General features: G+C 33.1%; 15 protein-coding genes. 13 read left to right on the top strand and 2 right to left on the bottom strand.

Going from position 1 to position 17,525, the window contains the following annotated elements; translation table 11 throughout:
• Positions 1-40: 40 nt before the first annotated feature.
• From hisG to hisIE, 9 genes are all read left to right on the top strand, one after another.
• Positions 41-898: an ATP phosphoribosyltransferase gene (gene hisG / locus B3C18_RS00365; RefSeq protein ID WP_053471449.1), complete on the top strand. Its 858-nt coding sequence runs from the start codon at positions 41-43 to the stop codon at positions 896-898.
• Between the two features lie 170 nt (positions 899-1,068).
• A complete protein-coding gene (gene hisD / locus B3C18_RS00360; RefSeq protein WP_291140638.1) occupies positions 1,069-2,367 on the top strand; it encodes a histidinol dehydrogenase in 1,299 nt (432 codons plus the stop codon).
• Positions 2,368-2,449: 82 nt separating this feature from the next.
• The gene (gene hisC, locus B3C18_RS00355; RefSeq protein WP_291140635.1) at positions 2,450-3,499 is read left to right on the top strand and encodes a histidinol-phosphate transaminase; all 1,050 of its coding nucleotides are present in this window, start codon (positions 2,450-2,452) and stop codon (positions 3,497-3,499) included.
• Between the two features lie 427 nt (positions 3,500-3,926).
• On the top strand, positions 3,927-5,063 hold the full coding sequence (gene hisB, locus B3C18_RS00350) for a bifunctional histidinol-phosphatase/imidazoleglycerol-phosphate dehydratase HisB (RefSeq protein WP_291140633.1): 1,137 nt from the start codon (positions 3,927-3,929) through the stop codon (positions 5,061-5,063).
• An 80-nt stretch (positions 5,064-5,143) separates the two neighbouring features.
• Complete coding sequence (locus B3C18_RS00345) at positions 5,144-5,494, top strand: nuclear transport factor 2 family protein (RefSeq protein WP_291140630.1); 351 nt, start codon at positions 5,144-5,146, stop codon at positions 5,492-5,494.
• Between the two features lie 74 nt (positions 5,495-5,568).
• Entirely contained in the window at positions 5,569-6,150 is a 582-nt protein-coding gene (gene hisH / locus B3C18_RS00340; RefSeq protein WP_291140627.1) for an imidazole glycerol phosphate synthase subunit HisH, read from the top strand.
• 109 nt (positions 6,151-6,259) lie between these two features.
• On the top strand, positions 6,260-6,985 hold the full coding sequence (hisA, locus tag B3C18_RS00335) for a 1-(5-phosphoribosyl)-5-[(5-phosphoribosylamino)methylideneamino]imidazole-4-carboxamide isomerase (protein WP_291140624.1): 726 nt from the start codon (positions 6,260-6,262) through the stop codon (positions 6,983-6,985).
• A 104-nt stretch (positions 6,986-7,089) separates the two neighbouring features.
• Positions 7,090-7,845 (top strand): imidazole glycerol phosphate synthase subunit HisF, encoded by a 756-nt coding sequence (gene hisF / locus B3C18_RS00330; protein ID WP_291140621.1) that lies wholly within the window; start codon positions 7,090-7,092, stop codon positions 7,843-7,845.
• Between the two features lie 108 nt (positions 7,846-7,953).
• Complete coding sequence (gene hisIE / locus B3C18_RS00325) at positions 7,954-8,556, top strand: bifunctional phosphoribosyl-AMP cyclohydrolase/phosphoribosyl-ATP diphosphatase HisIE (protein ID WP_291140643.1); 603 nt, start codon at positions 7,954-7,956, stop codon at positions 8,554-8,556.
• Positions 8,557-8,746: 190 nt separating this feature from the next.
• On the opposite strand, the gene B3C18_RS00320 is transcribed toward hisIE, so the two are convergent.
• Positions 8,747-9,445: a carbohydrate-binding family 9-like protein gene (locus B3C18_RS00320; RefSeq protein ID WP_291140619.1), complete on the bottom strand. Its 699-nt coding sequence runs from the start codon at positions 9,443-9,445 to the stop codon at positions 8,747-8,749.
• A gap of 116 nt (positions 9,446-9,561) precedes the next feature.
• On the opposite strand from B3C18_RS00320, the gene B3C18_RS00315 reads away from it, so the two are divergent.
• Both B3C18_RS00315 and B3C18_RS00310 read left to right on the top strand, forming a co-directional pair.
• The gene (locus B3C18_RS00315) at positions 9,562-11,217 is read left to right on the top strand and encodes a M1 family metallopeptidase (protein WP_291140616.1); all 1,656 of its coding nucleotides are present in this window, start codon (positions 9,562-9,564) and stop codon (positions 11,215-11,217) included.
• Between the two features lie 147 nt (positions 11,218-11,364).
• Positions 11,365-13,020: a M1 family metallopeptidase gene (locus B3C18_RS00310; protein ID WP_291140613.1), complete on the top strand. Its 1,656-nt coding sequence runs from the start codon at positions 11,365-11,367 to the stop codon at positions 13,018-13,020.
• A 305-nt stretch (positions 13,021-13,325) separates the two neighbouring features.
• Here the strand turns inward: B3C18_RS00310 and B3C18_RS00305 are convergent, their stop codons facing one another.
• Positions 13,326-14,870: a hypothetical protein gene (locus tag B3C18_RS00305; protein WP_291140611.1), complete on the bottom strand. Its 1,545-nt coding sequence runs from the start codon at positions 14,868-14,870 to the stop codon at positions 13,326-13,328.
• 155 nt (positions 14,871-15,025) lie between these two features.
• Here B3C18_RS00305 and B3C18_RS00300 point away from each other — a divergent pair, with 155 nt between their 5' ends.
• Both B3C18_RS00300 and leuB read left to right on the top strand, forming a co-directional pair.
• Complete coding sequence (locus B3C18_RS00300) at positions 15,026-16,201, top strand: 2-isopropylmalate synthase (RefSeq protein WP_291140608.1); 1,176 nt, start codon at positions 15,026-15,028, stop codon at positions 16,199-16,201.
• A gap of 73 nt (positions 16,202-16,274) precedes the next feature.
• Positions 16,275-17,393: a 3-isopropylmalate dehydrogenase gene (leuB, locus tag B3C18_RS00295; RefSeq protein WP_291140605.1), complete on the top strand. Its 1,119-nt coding sequence runs from the start codon at positions 16,275-16,277 to the stop codon at positions 17,391-17,393.
• The last annotated feature ends 132 nt before the right edge of the window (positions 17,394-17,525 follow it).

Genomic DNA, 17,525 nt, shown 5'->3' with positions numbered 1-17,525 from the left:
TTCTTTGTACTCAAACTATTAATCTAACAAAAAAAGAAAAATGAGTACTTTAAAAATTGCAATTCAAAAATCGGGTCGTTTAAACGAAGACAGCATTCAAATCCTAAAAGACTGCGGTATTTCAATCAACAACGGAATCGATCAGTTAAAAGCCGAAGCTTCAAACTTTCCTCTTGAAGTTTTATACCTAAGAAATTCAGATATTCCGCAGTATTTAATCGACGGAGTAGTAGATTTAGCCATCGTTGGCGACAACCTTTTAGTAGAAAAAGGAAAAGAAATTGAAGTCGTGCAGCGATTAGGATTTTCAAAATGCAAAGTTTCGGTTGCCGTTCCTAAAACCTTCGAATATAACTCTATTCAGGATTTAGCAGGTTTAAGAATCGCAACTTCTTACCCAAATACAGTTAACGAATATTTCAATTCTTTCGGGTTAACAGTAGATATTCACCAAATTTCAGGTTCTGTAGAAATCGCACCAAACATTGGTCTTGCCGATGCCATTGTCGATATCGTTTCAAGCGGAAGCACTTTATTCAAAAATAACTTAAAAGAAGTTGAAGTGATACTGAAAAGTGAAGCAGTTTTAGCCGTTTCACCAAAAGTTTCTCCAGAAATTCAAAAACACATCGACACCTTAAAATTCAGAATACAATCAGTTTTAAGAGCGAGAAATTCAAAATACATCTTGATGAACATTCCAAACGAAAAAATCGACGCAGTTGGAAAAATCCTTCCGGTTTTAAGAAGTTTAACCGTTCTCCCATTAGCGCAGGAAGGCTGGAGCAGTGTACATTCTGTAATTGATAAAGACACTTTTTGGGACGTAATAGATCAATTAAAAGAAGTTGGAGCCGAAGGAATTTTAGTTTGCCCAATTGAGAAAATGGTTCTTTAAAAAATCCAATTAAAAAATTCCAAATTCCAATTCTCGATAACAGCTTTGCGAACTTAGCGTTTTCTAAGACAAAGAATAGAAAAAAACCTTGCGAACTTTGCGGTTAAATTTTTAAACATTAAGTTTTGGAGTTTGGAATTTTAAAAAATTGGAATTTAATATAAAATATTATGAATAAAATAGACAATCCAAAACCAGATACCTGGTCTAAAATATTAAAAAGACCAACCCAAACGATTGACGATATTGAAGTTACGGTAAAAGAAATCTTCAGAGAAATACAGAAAAAAGGAGATGAAGCCGTAGCAAAATACACTTCAATTTTTGACGGAATCACTTTAGAAAATTATGAAGTTTCTGCTGCAGAAGTAAATGAAGCAATTGCATTGATTCCAAATGAATTAAAAGAAGCAATTCAATTAGCAAAAGACAATATTTACAAGTTTCACAGCGCTCAAAAAACAGAAAGAATTGAAGTTGAAACTATCGAAGGCGTAAAATGCTGGCAGGAAAAAAGACCAATTCAAAAAATAGGACTATATATTCCGGGCGGAACAGCACCTTTGTTTTCAACCGTTTTAATGCTGGCAGTTCCTGCTGAAATTGCAGGCTGTAAAGAAATTGTATTATGTTCGCCTCCAGATAAAACAGGAAAAATAAATCCGGCGATTTTGTACGCTGCTAATTTATGCGGCGTAACAAAAATATTAAAAGTAGGTGGAATTCAGGCAATTGCAGGAATGACCTTCGGAACAAAATCAATTCCAAAAGTTTATAAAATTTTCGGCCCTGGAAATCAGTTTGTAACGGTAGCAAAACAATTAGCAACGCAATTTGGAGTTGCGATTGATATGCCGGCCGGCCCATCAGAATTATTAATTGTTGCCGATGATTCTGCCGTTCCAGCCTTTGTAGCTTCAGATTTATTATCGCAGGCAGAACACGGAACAGACAGTCAGGTAATTCTAGTTTCGACTTCAAAAAGATTAATCGACGAAGTAGAAAAAGAAATTCAATCGCAAATTGAAGTACTTCCAAGAAAAGCAATCGCCATAAAAGCAATCGAAAATTCAAAATTAATTTATGTCGAAAATGATCAAATCGCTTTAGATTTAATCAACGAATATGGTCCGGAACACTTTATTATCTGCTCAGAATATGATGATTTCTACTGTAATGGAATCGTAAACGCAGGTTCTGTTTTTATTGGGAATTATACTCCTGAAAGTGCCGGAGATTATGCTTCTGGAACGAATCACACTTTGCCGACAAACGGTTATGCAAAAAATTACAGTGGTGTAAATCTGGATAGTTTTATGAAATCAATGACTTTTCAAAAAATATCTGAAAAAGGGATTCAAAATATTGGAAAAGCGATTGAAATTATGGCTGAAGCCGAAGGTTTACAAGCGCATAAAAACGCAGTAACACTTCGTCTGAAGTCCTGCGAGGTTTCCAAAACCTCGTAGGTTTAAATAAATTTTCGATTTATAATCTTAATGAATAATACCTACAAGGTTTTGAAAACCTTGCAGGAGCAAAACTTAGAAAATGAATACTTTCGATATAAATACAATTACACGTGAAAACGTAAAATCTTTAAAACCATATTCTTCAGCAAGAGATGAGTTTGAAGATTTTGATACCGCCGAAATGATTTTTTTGGATGCCAATGAAAATCCGTTTCAAAATGGTGTAAACCGTTATCCGGATCCACAGCAGAATTCGGTTAAAGCAATTTTAGCTAAAAACAATAATACAAAACAAAGTCAGATTTTATTAGGAAACGGAAGTGATGAAGTTTTAGATTTGATTTTCAGAGCTTTCTGTGAACCAAAAATCGATAATATTATCACGCTTCCGCCAACATACGGAATGTACAGCGTTTTGGCGAACATAAATGCGATTGAAAACAGAGAAATTCTGCTGACAAATGATTTTCAGCCACAAGTTGAAAAGATTCTGGAAGCCGTTGATGAAAACACAAAAATCATCTTTTTATGTTCTCCAAATAACCCAACCGGAAATTCTTTTTCTGATGAAAGCGTGGTAAAACTGCTTCAAAATTTTAAAGGTTTGGTTGTGATTGATGAAGCCTATATTGACTTTTCGGAGAAAGAAAGCTGGCTTATCGAAATTGACGAATATCCAAATTTGATTATTACACAAACACTTTCAAAAGCCTATGGTTTGGCTGGAATTCGTTTAGGAATCTGTTATGCGTCAGAAGCTGTTATTTCGGTTTTAAATAAAATAAAACCACCATACAACGTAAACGAACTGACACAGCAAAGAGCGAAAGAACGTTTAAAAGATTCTGAAAAAATAAAACAAGAAATAGCTTCTATCATTGAGCAAAGAGAGGAATTGCTTAAAGTATTACTTGAAGTTGATTTTGTAGAAAAAGTGTACCCGACAGAAGCCAATTTTATTCTGGCAAAAGTAGATGATGCGAACAAAAGATACAATCAATTAATTGAAAAAGGAATCGTAATTCGAAACAGAACAACACAGCCTTTATGCGAAAACTGCCTTCGTTTTACAATTGGGACAAAAGAAGAAAATGCTGTTGTAATTAGAGAATTAAAGTTGTTGAATTAGAAAAGTTATAGGCCACAGATTACACAGATTAAACGGATTATTTTTTATTCTGTTTGTGTTTAGGTTTTTTGCCACAAATTACACGAATTTTCACTAATTCATTAGTGTAATTCGTGGCAAAAAAAAATAGAATATGAAGAAGGTATTGTTCCTACGGGACAAATATATATTGGGGTATTTTTTTTACCGATATCTAACTCCTAACGGAGTTTTTTGAAGAGATTAAATATTTCTAATTTTTTAAAGAATTATCTCGTAGAGATTAAATGTCGGTAGAAAAAAATAATACCATCAACAATTGTCCCGTAGGGACTAAACTAATACGGATGAAATTAAATTTAAAATTTGTGAAAATTAGTGCAATTCGTGGCAAAAGAAAAAAATCATTTTTATCTGTATAATCAGTGGCAGAAAAAAATAAAAATATATGAAAAAAGTACTTTTTATCGATCGTGACGGAACGATTGTTTTAGAACCTGAAAATTACCAATTAGACAGTTTAGATAAACTGGAGTTTTACCCAAAAGCATTCCAATATCTGGCTAAAATTGCCAATGAATTAGATTACGAACTGGCAATGGTAACCAATCAGGACGGATTAGGAACGGATAGTTTTCCTGAAAATACGTTTTGGCCAACTCAGAATTTTATCTTAAAAGCTTTTGAAAACGAAGGTGTTATATTTGATGAAATCTTTGTTGACAGAACTTTTCCAGAAGAAAATGCGCCAACTCGTAAACCAAGAACGGGATTGCTGACAAAATATTTAAACAATCCTGAGTATGATTTAGAAAATTCTTTTGTTTTAGGAGATCGTTTGACAGATGTTGAATTGGCGAAAAATCTTGGTGCAAAAGCGATTTTCATGAATATGACAGATGGAATTGGAAGTAATGAAATTTCATCAAAACGTGAAGAATTAAATGATACAATTATTCTGGAAACAACAGATTGGAAAAGGATTTATGAGTTTTTGAAATTAGAAGCACGTTCAGCATCAATTACGCGTAAAACAAACGAAACAGATATTTACATCAACTTAAATCTTGACGGAACAGGAAAAAGTAAAATCGAAACCGGAATCGCTTTTTTTGATCATATGTTAGATCAAATTTCGCGTCACGGTCAAATGGACTTAGAAATTCTGGTAAAAGGTGATTTAGAAGTTGATGAACACCACACTATCGAAGATACGGCAATTGCTTTAGGAGAAGTTTTCGCAAAAGCATTAGGAAATAAACTAGGAATCGAGCGTTACGGATTCTGTCTTCCAATGGATGATTGTTTAGCGCAGGTTGCCATCGATTTTGGCGGAAGAAACTGGTTAGTTTGGGAAACCGAATTTAAGCGCGAAATGGTTGGAAAAATGCCAACGGAAATGTTCTATCATTTCTTTAAATCATTCTCTGACGGAGCAAAAGCCAATTTAAATATCAAAGCAGAAGGAATTAACGAACATCATAAAATCGAAGCCATTTTTAAAGCTTTCGCAAAAGCCATAAAAGTAGCCGTAAAAAGAGATACCGAAAAAATGATTTTACCTTCGACGAAGGGGATGTTGTAATGAATTTGTTTCAAGTTTAAAGTTTCACGTTAAGTAGAGAACTTGAAACTTGAAACTTGAAACAAAACAAACAAAAAAATATGAACGCTGATAAATTTGCAAAAGGCTGGATAGAATCCTGGAATTCTCACGATTTAGACGATATCATGAAACATTATTCTGAAGATATTGAAATTACGACCCCAATGATAAAACTTGCCGCCGGAATCGAAAGTGGTTCGCTACACGGAAAAGAGCAAGTCAGAGCGTATTGGGAGAAAGCTTTACATAAAATTCCAGATTTGCATTTTGAATTGGTTGAAGTAACTTCAGGAGTTGATTCTGTTGCACTTTATTATAAATCAGTAATGAATAAAATGGCAATTGAAGTCATGTTTTTTAATGAAAACGGATTGGTAAACAAAATGATAGCTCATTATACGGATCTGTAAAATAAAATAATAGTATTAAATGATTGTAAGATTGAAGAGAAATCTAAAATCTAAAATCTAAAATCTAAAATAAATTGAGAATAGTAATTATAAATTACGGAGCAGGAAATATTCAGAGCATTATGTTTGCTATTGAAAGATTGGGTTTTAAAGCCGTTTTGAGCAATAATCCAGAAGAAATTCAGGCGGCAGATAAAGTGATTTTCCCTGGAGTTGGTGAAGCAAGTTCGGCAATGGCAAAACTTCGTGAAAGCGGTTTAGACAGTTTGATTCCAAATTTGAAACAGCCTGTTTTAGGAATTTGTCTTGGAATGCAATTGATGTGTAATTCATCTGAAGAAGGAAATACAAAAGGTTTAGGTATTTTTGATGTTGATGTGATCAAATTTTCAAATCAGGTAAAAGTGCCACAAATGGGCTGGAATCAGATTTATAACTTGAAATCGGATCTGTTTGAAGCCATTCCGGAAAATGAATTTATGTATTTGGTTCACAGTTTCTATGCTCCAAATTGTCCAGAAGCCATTGCAACAACGAATTATGATTTAGAATACGCATCGGCTTTGCAAAAAGATAATTTTTACGGAACTCAGTTTCATCCTGAAAAAAGCGGTGCGGTTGGGGAGAAGATTTTGGAAAACTTTTTAAAAATGTAAATTTTTAAATTTCAATTTCTTAAATCCCAAATTCCAATATCAAAAATCAATTTCAATCAAAATGTCAGTTTAGAAAATAATCTAAAATCTAAAATCTAAAATATCAAAAATGAGAATAATACCAGCCATAGATATCATTGACGGAAAATGTGTTCGTTTATCAAAAGGTGATTATGATACCAAAATAATTTACAATGAAAATCCGCTTGAAGTAGCGAAATCATTTGAAGCACACGGAATTGAATATCTGCATTTAGTAGATTTAGACGGTGCAAAATCAAGCAAAATTGTCAATTATAAGATTTTGGAACAAATAGCCAATCAAACTAGTTTAAAAATTGATTTTGGAGGTGGATTAAAATCGGATGATGATTTGAGAATTGCTTTTGAAAGTGGTGCAAATCAAATTACTGGCGGAAGTATTGCGGTAAAAAACAGAGCTATTTTTGAAAAATGGATTTCAGAATACGGTTCGGATAAAATTATTTTAGGAGCTGACGCAAAAGAGGAAAAAATTGCTGTTTCAGGCTGGTTAGAAGATTCAAATGAAGATTTGATTCCGTTTATTCAGGATTATCAAACTAAAGGAATTCAGTATGTTATTTGCACTGATATTGCAAAAGATGGAATGCTTGAAGGGCCGAGTTTTGATCTTTACGGTAAAATTTTAGAAGAAGCAAAAGGAGTCAAACTAATCGCTTCGGGCGGAATTTCAACTTTTGATGAATTACCTAAATTAGCTGAATTAGGGTGTGAAGGAACTATTATTGGAAAAGCGATTTACGAAGGACGAATTACATTAAAGCAACTTGAAAATTATATTTTAAATAAATAAGATTATTTCGCAAAGAAGCACGAAGTAAAACACAAAGATTTACTAAAAAAAATCTTTGCGAATCTCTGCGTTATCTTTGTGAATCTCTGTGAAACAACAAAAAAATGTTAGCAAAAAGAATCATACCCTGCTTAGATATAAAAAACGGAAGAACCGTAAAAGGCGTTAACTTTGTTGACTTGCGCGACGCGGGAGATCCGGTTGAATTGGCAGAAATATACTCGGCAGAAGGTGCAGACGAACTGGTTTTTCTGGATATTTCGGCAACAGAAGAACGACGTAAAACGCTGGTTAATATGGTGCGAAGTGTGGCGGAAAAAATCAATATTCCGTTTACAGTTGGCGGTGGGATTTCGTCTGTTGAAGATGTTGAAATTCTGCTGAATAATGGTGCAGACAAAGTTTCGATTAATTCATCGGCAGTAAAAAATCCGCAGTTAATTAATGATTTAGCACAGAAATTCGGAAGTCAATGCGTTGTCGTTGCAATTGATGCGAAACAAATTGACGGACAATGGATTGTGCATTTAGTAGGCGGAAAAGTACCAACAGAACTAAATCTATTCGATTGGGCTGTAGAAGTTGCAGAGCGCGGTGCGGGCGAAATATTATTTACCTCAATGGATAACGACGGGACGAAAAATGGTTTTGCAAACGAAGCTTTGGCTAAATTATCAACCTTAATTAATATTCCGATAATTGCTTCGGGCGGAGCCGGAAATATACAGCATTTCGTAGATTCTTTTAAAGAAGGAAAAGCTGATGCGGCTTTGGCAGCGAGTGTTTTTCACTTTAAAGAAATTGAAATAAAAGCTTTAAAACAAGAGCTTAGGAATAATGGTATTGAAGTTAGAATTTAATAAATAAAAAATTCCAATTTTTAAATTCCAAATTCCAAATTCCAAAAATCAGAAATCAAATAATCATACAATTCAGAAAAATCTAAAATCTGAACTCTAAAATCTAAAATAAAAATGAACATAGATATAAAAAGCTCACATGGATTAATTCCGGCGATAATTCAGGATTCAGAAACTAAAAATGTTTTGATGCTGGGTTACATGAACGAAGAATCGCTTCAAAAAACAATAGAAACGCAAAAAGTAACTTTTTTCAGTCGATCTAAACAAAGACTTTGGACAAAAGGCGAGGAGAGTGGTAACTTTTTAAATTTGGTAAGTATTAAAAACGACTGCGACGGCGATACGCTTTTAATTCAGGCAAAACCTGTCGGGCCAACATGTCACACGGGCGCAGATACTTGCTGGCAGGAAGAAAACAAAGAAAATTACGGTTTTATTTCTCAATTAGAAAATACAATCAAAACGCGTAGAGAAAATGCCGATTCTGAGAAAAGTTACGTAGCTTCTTTATTTGAAAAAGGAATCAATAAAATTGCTCAAAAAGTAGGTGAAGAAGCTGTAGAAGTGGTGATCGAAGCAAAAGACGATAATGATGATTTATTCCTTAGCGAAAGCGCTGATTTACTTTTTCATTATTTGATTTTATTGCAGGCAAAAGGTTTTCAGTTAAATGATGTTGTTGATGTTTTGAAAAAGCGCCAGAAGTAATATTAATATTATTTAATGGAAGAATGTCAGACTGAGCGAAGTCGAAGTCCTGCAAAGTGATTCAGCAAACGGACTTCGACTTCGCTCAGTCTGACAAAAAATGCGATTAACAAAAAAAGGAAAAAAAATCCGTATAAATCCGCGCTTTCGCATAGCGAATCCGTATCATCCGCGTACCATCTCGCAACACTTACTCCAAAAACTCAAAAACCGCAAATTCTTCAGGGTGATGAAACCCAAATTTCAAACTTTTATAATCCTGTAGAGCAAGATATTCGGTTGTATTACCGTAATCAATTCTAAAAGTATTGGCTTTCCATTTTGTACCAATTTTTGGTTTTGTAAAATTTCCGTTTTCAATTTTTTCTAAGCTTGAAAAAGGGATTTTAATTTCGGTATCAAAACCTTCAGGAGTTATTTTGCTAACAGCTTCTAATCCTTTAATATCAAATTTAATTGCTGTTTTCCAGCCTCCGCATTCAGGAGAAATACACTTTATAAGCATATCATAATTGGTAGAAAAAGCATTTACTCCAATTTCAAGATAGTTTTTTCCGTCACCATCCGGATCAATAAAAACTTCCACTAAATCATCAGCTTCATAAATTTTAGAATCTTTTTTCTGAGACTTTCCAACTATTTTAGAATCTGTTGAACGATAGGCGATATAAAGGTTTTCGTCATTCCACGAAAGTGAAACCATTGTGTTTTGTGTTGCTTTTTCGCCGGAATTATGAATTACAAACGGACCTAAAAAAGGTGTTTTCCAATCGGTTAAATCGCCGTCAATCGTTATTTTATCGTTTGTTTTATAAACAGGAAATGTCTGGGAATAATTATGTATTGAATACAGGAATGTCAAAAGGTATAAAAACGAGCTAAATTTCATAAAACTGGTAAATTTTAGCTAAAATAAAAAAAACAATACTGTTTATGAATACAAATCTGTAACATAAATTAAAAAAATATACTAATATTATAACTAATTCAAAAACTTAATTTATAATGAAAAAATACGTTGGAAGTGTTATAGCAGCTTTTCTAATTGGTTTTTCTGCCAATGCTCAAGGACTTATGAATAAGTCTGAAACCGTTTTTACACATCAGGATACTTTACGCGGAAGCATTACAAAAGAAAGAGCCTGGTGGGATTTAAAATATTATCATTTGGATATAAAAGTAAATCCTGCAGACAAAACAATAACAGGTTCAAATACCGTACGTTATACTGTTTTAACAGAAAATAACAGAATGCAAATTGATTTGCAGGAACCAATGAAGATTACGAAAGTAACGCAAAACGGAAAAGAATTAAAATTTGAAAGAGACGGGAATGCATTCTTCATCACTTTAACTGAAAGTCAAAAAGTTGGCGAAACTAAAGAAATTGTAATTTCTTTTGGCGGAGTGCCTAAAGAAGCTGTTAGACCACCGTGGGACGGAGGAATTACATGGCAAAAAGATAAAAACGGAAAAGATTTTATTGCTTCATCTTGTCAGGGTTTAGGCGCGAGCGTTTGGTGGCCTTGCAAAGATCATATGTACGATGAAGTCGAAAATATGTTAATCAGCGTGAATGTTCCGGGACATTTAACGGATGTTTCTAACGGAAGATTACAAAGCGTTAAAAAACAAAAAGACGGAACTAAAACCTTTAATTGGTATGTTTCGAACCCAATTAATAATTATGGCATAAATATCAATATTGGTGATTACGTTAATTTTTCTGAGAAATTCAAAGGAGAAAAAGGTGATTTAGATTGCAATTATTATGTTTTAAGAGATCATCTTGAAATTGCTAAAAAACACTTTCAGGATGCTCCAAAAATGCTGAAAGCTTTTGAAAGCTGGTTTGGACCTTATCCGTTTTACGAAGACAGCTATAAATTAGTTGAAGTTCCGTATTTAGGAATGGAACATCAAAGTTCTGTGACTTACGGAAATGACTTTCAAAATGGTTATAGAGGAAACGATATGAGCGGAACCGGCTGGGGATTAAAATTTGATTATATTATTATTCATGAGTCTGGACATGAGTGGTTTGCAAACAATATTACCTATAAAGACATTGCAGATATGTGGATTCACGAGAGTTTTACAACGTATTCTGAATCGCTTTTTATTGAATATTATTACGGAAAAGATGCCGCAAACGAATATATAAGAGGAATTAGAAAAGTGATTACTAATAAAAAACCAATTATTGGCTATTATGATGTAAATGTTGAAGGATCTGGCGACATGTATCCAAAAGGTGCGAATATAATTCACACGATTCGTCAGGTTATAAATGATGATGCTAAATTCAAATCGATTTTAAGAGGTTTAAACAGTACTTTTTATCATCAAACAGTTACTACAAAGCAAATTGAAGATTATATAAGTAAAGAGTCAGGAATTAATTTCAGTCCGGTTTTTGATCAATATTTAAGAACGGCGCAGGTTCCAACTTTTGAATATTATTTTCAAAATCAAAAATTGGTTTATCACTGGATCAATTGTGTAGAGAATTTTGATCTGCCTTTAAAAGTTACTATAAATGGTGTTGAAACATGGTTAAAACCAACAACAGACTGGAAAGCAGAAAATGTAAAGGATGATAAATCAACTTTAGTTGTTGACAAAAACTTTTACGTGACAGAATTTAATATCACCAATTAATCTTCGGAAATAATTAAAAATTGAAACCCAATAAAATTCTTATTTATTGGGTTTGTTTTTTGATGAAGAAATCATAAAATTTTAGAAATCTTAATTCGAATGTTTACATTTGTTACAGATTGATTTCAAAATAATACCATTTTACTAATGAAAAATTACTTCGGAAGCATTTTTACTGCTTTTTTAATTGGTTTTACTGCCAATGCCCAGGGACTTCTTAATAAAGGAGAAACAGTTTTTACACATCAGGATACTTTACGCGGAAGCATTACAAAAGAAAGAGCCTGGTGGGATTTAAAATACTATCATCTTGATGTAAAAGTTAATCCTAAAGAAAAAGCTATTTCGGGTTCTAACACAGTTCGTTATACTGTTTTAACAGAGAATAACAGAATGCAGATTGATTTGCAGGAACCAATGAAAATTACGAAAGTAACGCAGGATAAGAAAGAATTAAAATTTGAAAGAGACGGAAATGCGTTTTTCATTACTTTAACTGAAAAACAGAAAGTTGGCGATACAAAAGAAATCGTAGTTTATTTTGAAGGAAAACCTAAAGAAGCGGTAAGAGCGCCGTGGGACGGCGGTTTCTCTTGGAAAAAAGATAAAAACGGAAAAGATTTTATTGCTACATCTTGTCAAGGTTTAGGTGCCAGCGTTTGGTGGCCAAATAAAGACCATATGTATGATGAAGTAGAAAATATGTTAATAAGCGTGAATGTTCCGGGTGATTTAACAGATGTTTCTAACGGAAGATTACAAAGCGTTAAAAAAGAAAAAGACGGGACAAAAACATTCAATTGGTACGTTTCAAACCCAATTAATAATTACGGCGTAAACATCAATATTGGTGATTACGTTAATTTCTCTGAAGTATATAAAGGAGAAAAAGGCGATTTAGACTGTAATTATTATGTTTTAAGAGATAATCTAACTTTGGCAAAAGAGCAGTTTAAAGATGCTCCAAAAATGCTGAAAGCTTTTGAAAACTGGTTTGGACCTTATCCTTGGTACGAAGACAGTTATAAATTGGTAGAAGTTCCGTATTTAGGAATGGAACACCAAAGTTCTGTAACGTACGGAAATCAATATAAAAATGGTTATTTAGGACGTGATTTAAGTGGAACCGGTTGGGGATTAAAATTTGATTTTATCATTATTCACGAATCGGGTCACGAATGGTTTGCCAACAATATTACGTACAAAGATATCGCTGATATGTGGGTTCACGAGAGTTTCACAAATTACTCTGAAAGCCTTTTCATTGAATATTATTACGGAAAAGACGCTGCGGCGGAATATATTATTGGATGCAGAAAAAATATTAAAAACGATACTCCAATCATCGGACATTATGATGTAAATAATGAAGGTTCTGGAGATATGTATCCAAAAGGTGCTTCAATGCTGCATATGATTCGTCAGGTGATTAATGATGATGCAAAATGGAAATCGATTTTGAGAGGAATGAACAAGACTTTTTATCATCAAACGGTTACAGGAAAACAAATTCAGGATTATATCAACGAGCAGTCTGGAATTAACTTCAACAGAGTTTTTGCACAATATTTGACTACAACGCAAATTCCGGTTTTTGAATATATGTTTAAAAACGGAACTTTTGGATATCACTGGACAAATTGTGTTGCTAAATTTGATATGCCGGTTAGAGTAAAATTAAACGGTGTTGAAACCTGGTTAAAACCAACTACAGAATGGCAGTCTGAAAAAACGACTAATGAGGATAGAAAGGTGGAAGTTGATAAAGATTTTTATGTTACGACTTCTAATATAATCGAATAAACGATTTAAATTTCAATTTTTTGCGTTTAGTAAACCCGACAGGTTTTAAAAACCTGTCGGGTTTGTTGTTTGCGCAAAGTTTCTACGCACTTTTTGTCATTTCGACCGAAGGGAGAAATCGCACTAGTATTTCCGTAAAGAGAATCGCCAATCTTTGTAGAGTTTCGAGTGCGATTTCTCCCTTCGGTCGAAATGACAAATAGTGCGTCGTAATTGTGTGCACAAACCTTTGTCAAAGTTTTAAACTTTGACAAAGGTAGTACCGCAAATAGTTTGGAATTTGGAATTTTAAAAAATTGGAATTTTTATCTGCTATTAAGCTTGGCCTTTTCCTTAATAATATCCGCAATTTTTCGATTCTCAATTTTGCTTTCAAGCCATGAAATAATATCAAGATACAGGAAAGCTCTTTTCTCGTAAGTATTCTTTTCAAGCTCTACAAAACGAGCGTGCATTTTTTTGAATTCCTTTTTAATATCAGCAGGGTAGAAGTTGTTCAGGTTTCTTAAAAACTTAATGATTTCCTTTTGAACTTCATGTAAATCATTCATTTTCAATAAGAACTTATACGTGCTTTTCAGGTGATTTTCTAAATAGTAATCTTTTCCTAATTCATAATGCGTAATTAAAGACAAAAGTCTCGCGAAGCACATTAAATCCTCACGCATGGTTAAGTTCTTGTTGTTGATGATTTTATCTAAATAAAGAATACATTCATTGTACTTTTCATTTCCAAAATAAATCGAAGCAATTTTATAGAAAAACAACATTTCGTGATGTTCATCAAGATGTTCGCTGTGCAGTTTTATTTTTTCTAAAATCTCCGGAATCAAATATTCGCTTTCGGCAAAAGTACCTTCCAGAATGTGTAAATTCAACTTATTGTTGTAAACATATAGAAATGATAGTGATGCAATGTTATCGTTTACAGGAAATTTAGGATCTTCAATTGTTTCTTCTAAAAGTGAAAGATATCTTTTGAAATTCGATGTATATTTCAACATATACAGCGATTCCAGAAAATAGTGGTTTCCTTTTAAGAAAAACACTGGATTCAGGTAAATCATATTCGGATTATCGTAAAAAAGCTGAACCCATTTATAAGCAAACTTATAACTCGCTAAAAAGTCCTGAACTAAAAAGCTGCGCCATAAATTAGCGTTGTAAAACCAATACTTTTCACGGAAACCAAATTTAGTTTCGTCAAGCTTGGCAATATGTTTGTTGAAATAATCGTCAATATATTTATACTCTTCATCGCTTTTTACGTAACCTGTTTTCAGCATGATTCCGTATAATTGAAGCGAAAGATTCGATAATTTGCTTGAAATCGTATTTCGGTAATTTAATTCTTTGGCCTGAATAACAAGTTCGTCGGCGCGGCCCTGAATACTTCGGGTAATATATTGCGATTCTATCAGTTTTTCGAACTCGACGATTTCATACGCCATGTATTTTTCGTCATTTTCTAAAGCCTGCTGTTTTGTTTTGTCCAGAATTTTTAAACTCTGTTTATACAAACCTTTATTATATAGGATAACAGCAAAATCAATTTGTTCACGCAATTGATAACGTATGTTCTGGCTCGGAATATTCAAACGAATACTTACCAAAATTTGTTTGTATAAGTATGATTTTAAGTTAGATAACTGCACTTTTTTGATGATTCCGCTCTTCAAAATCAGCTTTTCATCATAGGTTTCAGACTTATCTAAAATATTGAATAATTCAATGAATTTAGTATTCGAACTTGTTTCTAATCGGCTTGCAAAAATTTTAAACTGCCTTTTTTCAGATTTGGAAAGTGATTTTATCAGAACAAATAAGAAATCTTTTTGATGGTTAGCCATTGTAAAAAATAATAATATAACTTATTGATTATTAAATATTTAAGTCGTTATAAATTGTGTTATGAACAGTATAATTTCATTAAAATGAATTTCGTACTGAAGAAGTACAATATATATTTGTTATCAAGATGTGAAATTACATTAAATAAATGAATATGAATAGAGAGAAAGTTCAAATTTTTGACACCACATTACGCGACGGTGAACAAGTTCCAGGATGTAAGTTAGATACTAAGCAAAAATTAGTTATCGCAGAACGACTAGACAAAATGGGAGTTGATATTATCGAAGCCGGTTTCCCTGTGTCAAGTCCGGGCGATTTTTTATCGGTCTCTGAGATTTGTAAAATTGTAGAAAATGCAACCGTCTGCGGATTGACAAGAGCCGTAAAAAACGACATTGATGTTGCGGCAGCTGCTTTAAAGCACGCTAAAAGACCTAGAATCCATACCGGAATCGGAACCTCACAATCTCATATACTCCACAAATTACAAACTACTCCGGAAGATATTATTGCAAGAGCAAAATTTGCAGTAGCTCACGCAAAATCATATGTAGAGGATGTTGAATTCTATGCAGAAGATGCTGGTAGAACAGACAATGCTTTTCTTGCAAAAGTTTGCGAAGAAGTAATTAAATCTGGCGCAACGGTATTAAATATTCCTGATACTACAGGATATTGTCTTCCAGAAGAATACGGAGCAAAAATTAAATATTTAAAAGAAAACGTAAAAGGAATCGAAAACGTAATCCTTTCATGTCACTGTCATAATGATTTAGGAATGGCAACTGCAAACTCAATAGCAGGAGCTATAAATGGCGCAAGACAAATCGAATGTACTATTAATGGTATTGGAGAAAGAGCAGGAAATACAGCACTTGAAGAAGTGGTAATGATTTTCAAACAACATCCATACTTAAACTTAGATACAAACATTAATACAAGAGAATTAAACGAAATAAGTCGTTTAGTTTCTGAAAGTATGGGAATGATTGTACAGCCAAATAAAGCGATTGTAGGAGCAAATGCTTTTGCACACAGTTCTGGAATTCATCAGGATGGTGTGATCAAAAACAGAGCGACTTATGAAATCATGGATCCACTTGATGTTGGTGTAAACGAATCTTCAATTATTTTGACTGCAAGAAGCGGAAGAGCTGCATTAGCTTACCGTGCTAAAAAAGTAGGTTACGAATTGACTAAAGTGCAATTAGACATTGTATATATTGAGTTCTTGAAATTTGCAGATATCAAAAAAGAAGTAGTAGATGCAGATATTCACCAGATTATTGAAGCTTCTAAAATCGAAGGTGATTTAATTAGAAGCTAGTTAAAAGAGAATAGAAGAAAGAAGATAGAATAAAGAAAAAATAAAGATTTAAATACATAAAGAACGAGACGTTATGAATTTGAAAATAGCAGTTTTACCAGGAGACGGAATTGGACCAGAGGTTATTGCGCAGGCCAAAAAAGCATTATACGCTATTGGCGAAGTGTACAATCATGAATTTGTTTTTGAAGAAGCGCTCATGGGTGCTATTGCTATTGACAAAACTGGAAACCCGCTGCCGGAACAAACTTTAAATCTTTGTTTAAATACTGATGCTGTTTTATTTGGCGCCATTGGTGATCCTAAATACGATAATAATCCAAATGCAAAAGTTCGTCCGGAGCAGGGATTATTGAAATTGCGTAAAGAATTAGGATTGTTTGCTAACATTCGCCCAATAAAACCTTATAAAGCATTAATCGATGCTTCTCCTTTAAAAAGAGAAATTATTGAAGGTGCAGATTTTACTATTTTCAGAGAATTAACAGGCGGTGCTTATTTTGGAGCTAAAACATTAAATGAAGAAGGAACACACGCTTCAGATTTATGTGAATATTCAGAAGAAGAAATTACAAGAATCGCACACTTAGCTTTTAAATCGGCACAAAACCGACGCAAAAAGCTGACTATAGTTGACAAAGCTAATGTTTTGGAAACTTCAAGATTATGGAGAAAAGTAGTTCAAAAAGTGGGCGAAAGTTATCCAGATGTTCTTTTAGACTTTTTATTTGTTGATAACGCAGCTATGCAGATTATCTTAAATCCGAAACAATTTGATGTGATTTTGACAGAAAATTTATTTGGAGATATTTTATCAGATGAAGCAAGCGTAATTACAGGTTCAATTGGTTTATTGGCTTCAGCATCTTTAGGAGAAAAAAATGCACTTTTCGAACCAATTCATGGATCTTATCCTCAGGCAAAAGGAAAAAATATTGCTAATCCAATTGCTTCCATTTTATCAGCAGCAATGTTGTTAGAACATTTCGGATTGTTTACAGAAGCAAATGTGATTTATAAAGCTATTGAAAAAGCAATTGAATATAAAGTGGTTACAGTTGATTTAAAACCAGATTCAAAATTCGGTACAAATGAAGTAGGGGAATTTGTTTCAAATGTTATTTTCAGCAAAGATGACCTGTTATATTTCAGAAATGACAATGTTCATATCGGACAGTCGACAATAGTTTAAAGTTTTTATTAAAATTATGAATTAAATAACAAGAAGTATTGAAAATGTTGAGATTTTATTTTTTTAGTTCTTAAAGTTTCCGTACTTTTGTAACACTAAAAAAATAAAGATGCAAATCTCAATTATTATTAC

It is taken from the genome of Flavobacterium sp. UBA7680, from assembly GCF_002482975.1.
Classification (GTDB): Bacteria; Bacteroidota; Bacteroidia; order Flavobacteriales; family Flavobacteriaceae; genus Flavobacterium.
This window is presented reverse-complemented; position numbering and strand designations above follow the sequence as displayed.

Excerpts from the sequence above, each read along its gene's own strand:
- B3C18_RS00315 (WP_291140616.1), top strand. The coding sequence starts at position 9,562 with ATGAAAAAATACGTTGGAAGTGTTATAGCAGCTTTTCTAATTGGTTTT.
- B3C18_RS00345 (WP_291140630.1), top strand. The coding sequence starts at position 5,144 with ATGAACGCTGATAAATTTGCAAAAGGCTGGATAGAATCCTGGAATTCT.
- leuB (WP_291140605.1), top strand. The coding sequence starts at position 16,275 with ATGAATTTGAAAATAGCAGTTTTACCAGGAGACGGAATTGGACCAGAG.
- B3C18_RS00310 (WP_291140613.1), top strand. The coding sequence starts at position 11,365 with ATGAAAAATTACTTCGGAAGCATTTTTACTGCTTTTTTAATTGGTTTT.
- B3C18_RS00320 (WP_291140619.1), bottom strand. The coding sequence starts at position 9,445 with ATGAAATTTAGCTCGTTTTTATACCTTTTGACATTCCTGTATTCAATA.
- hisC (WP_291140635.1), top strand. The coding sequence starts at position 2,450 with ATGAATACTTTCGATATAAATACAATTACACGTGAAAACGTAAAATCT.
- hisG (WP_053471449.1), top strand. The coding sequence starts at position 41 with ATGAGTACTTTAAAAATTGCAATTCAAAAATCGGGTCGTTTAAACGAA.
- B3C18_RS00300 (WP_291140608.1), top strand. The coding sequence starts at position 15,026 with ATGAATAGAGAGAAAGTTCAAATTTTTGACACCACATTACGCGACGGT.
- hisB (WP_291140633.1), top strand. The coding sequence starts at position 3,927 with ATGAAAAAAGTACTTTTTATCGATCGTGACGGAACGATTGTTTTAGAA.
- B3C18_RS00305 (WP_291140611.1), bottom strand. The coding sequence starts at position 14,870 with ATGGCTAACCATCAAAAAGATTTCTTATTTGTTCTGATAAAATCACTT.
- hisD (WP_291140638.1), top strand. The coding sequence starts at position 1,069 with ATGAATAAAATAGACAATCCAAAACCAGATACCTGGTCTAAAATATTA.
- hisF (WP_291140621.1), top strand. The coding sequence starts at position 7,090 with ATGTTAGCAAAAAGAATCATACCCTGCTTAGATATAAAAAACGGAAGA.
- hisA (WP_291140624.1), top strand. The coding sequence starts at position 6,260 with ATGAGAATAATACCAGCCATAGATATCATTGACGGAAAATGTGTTCGT.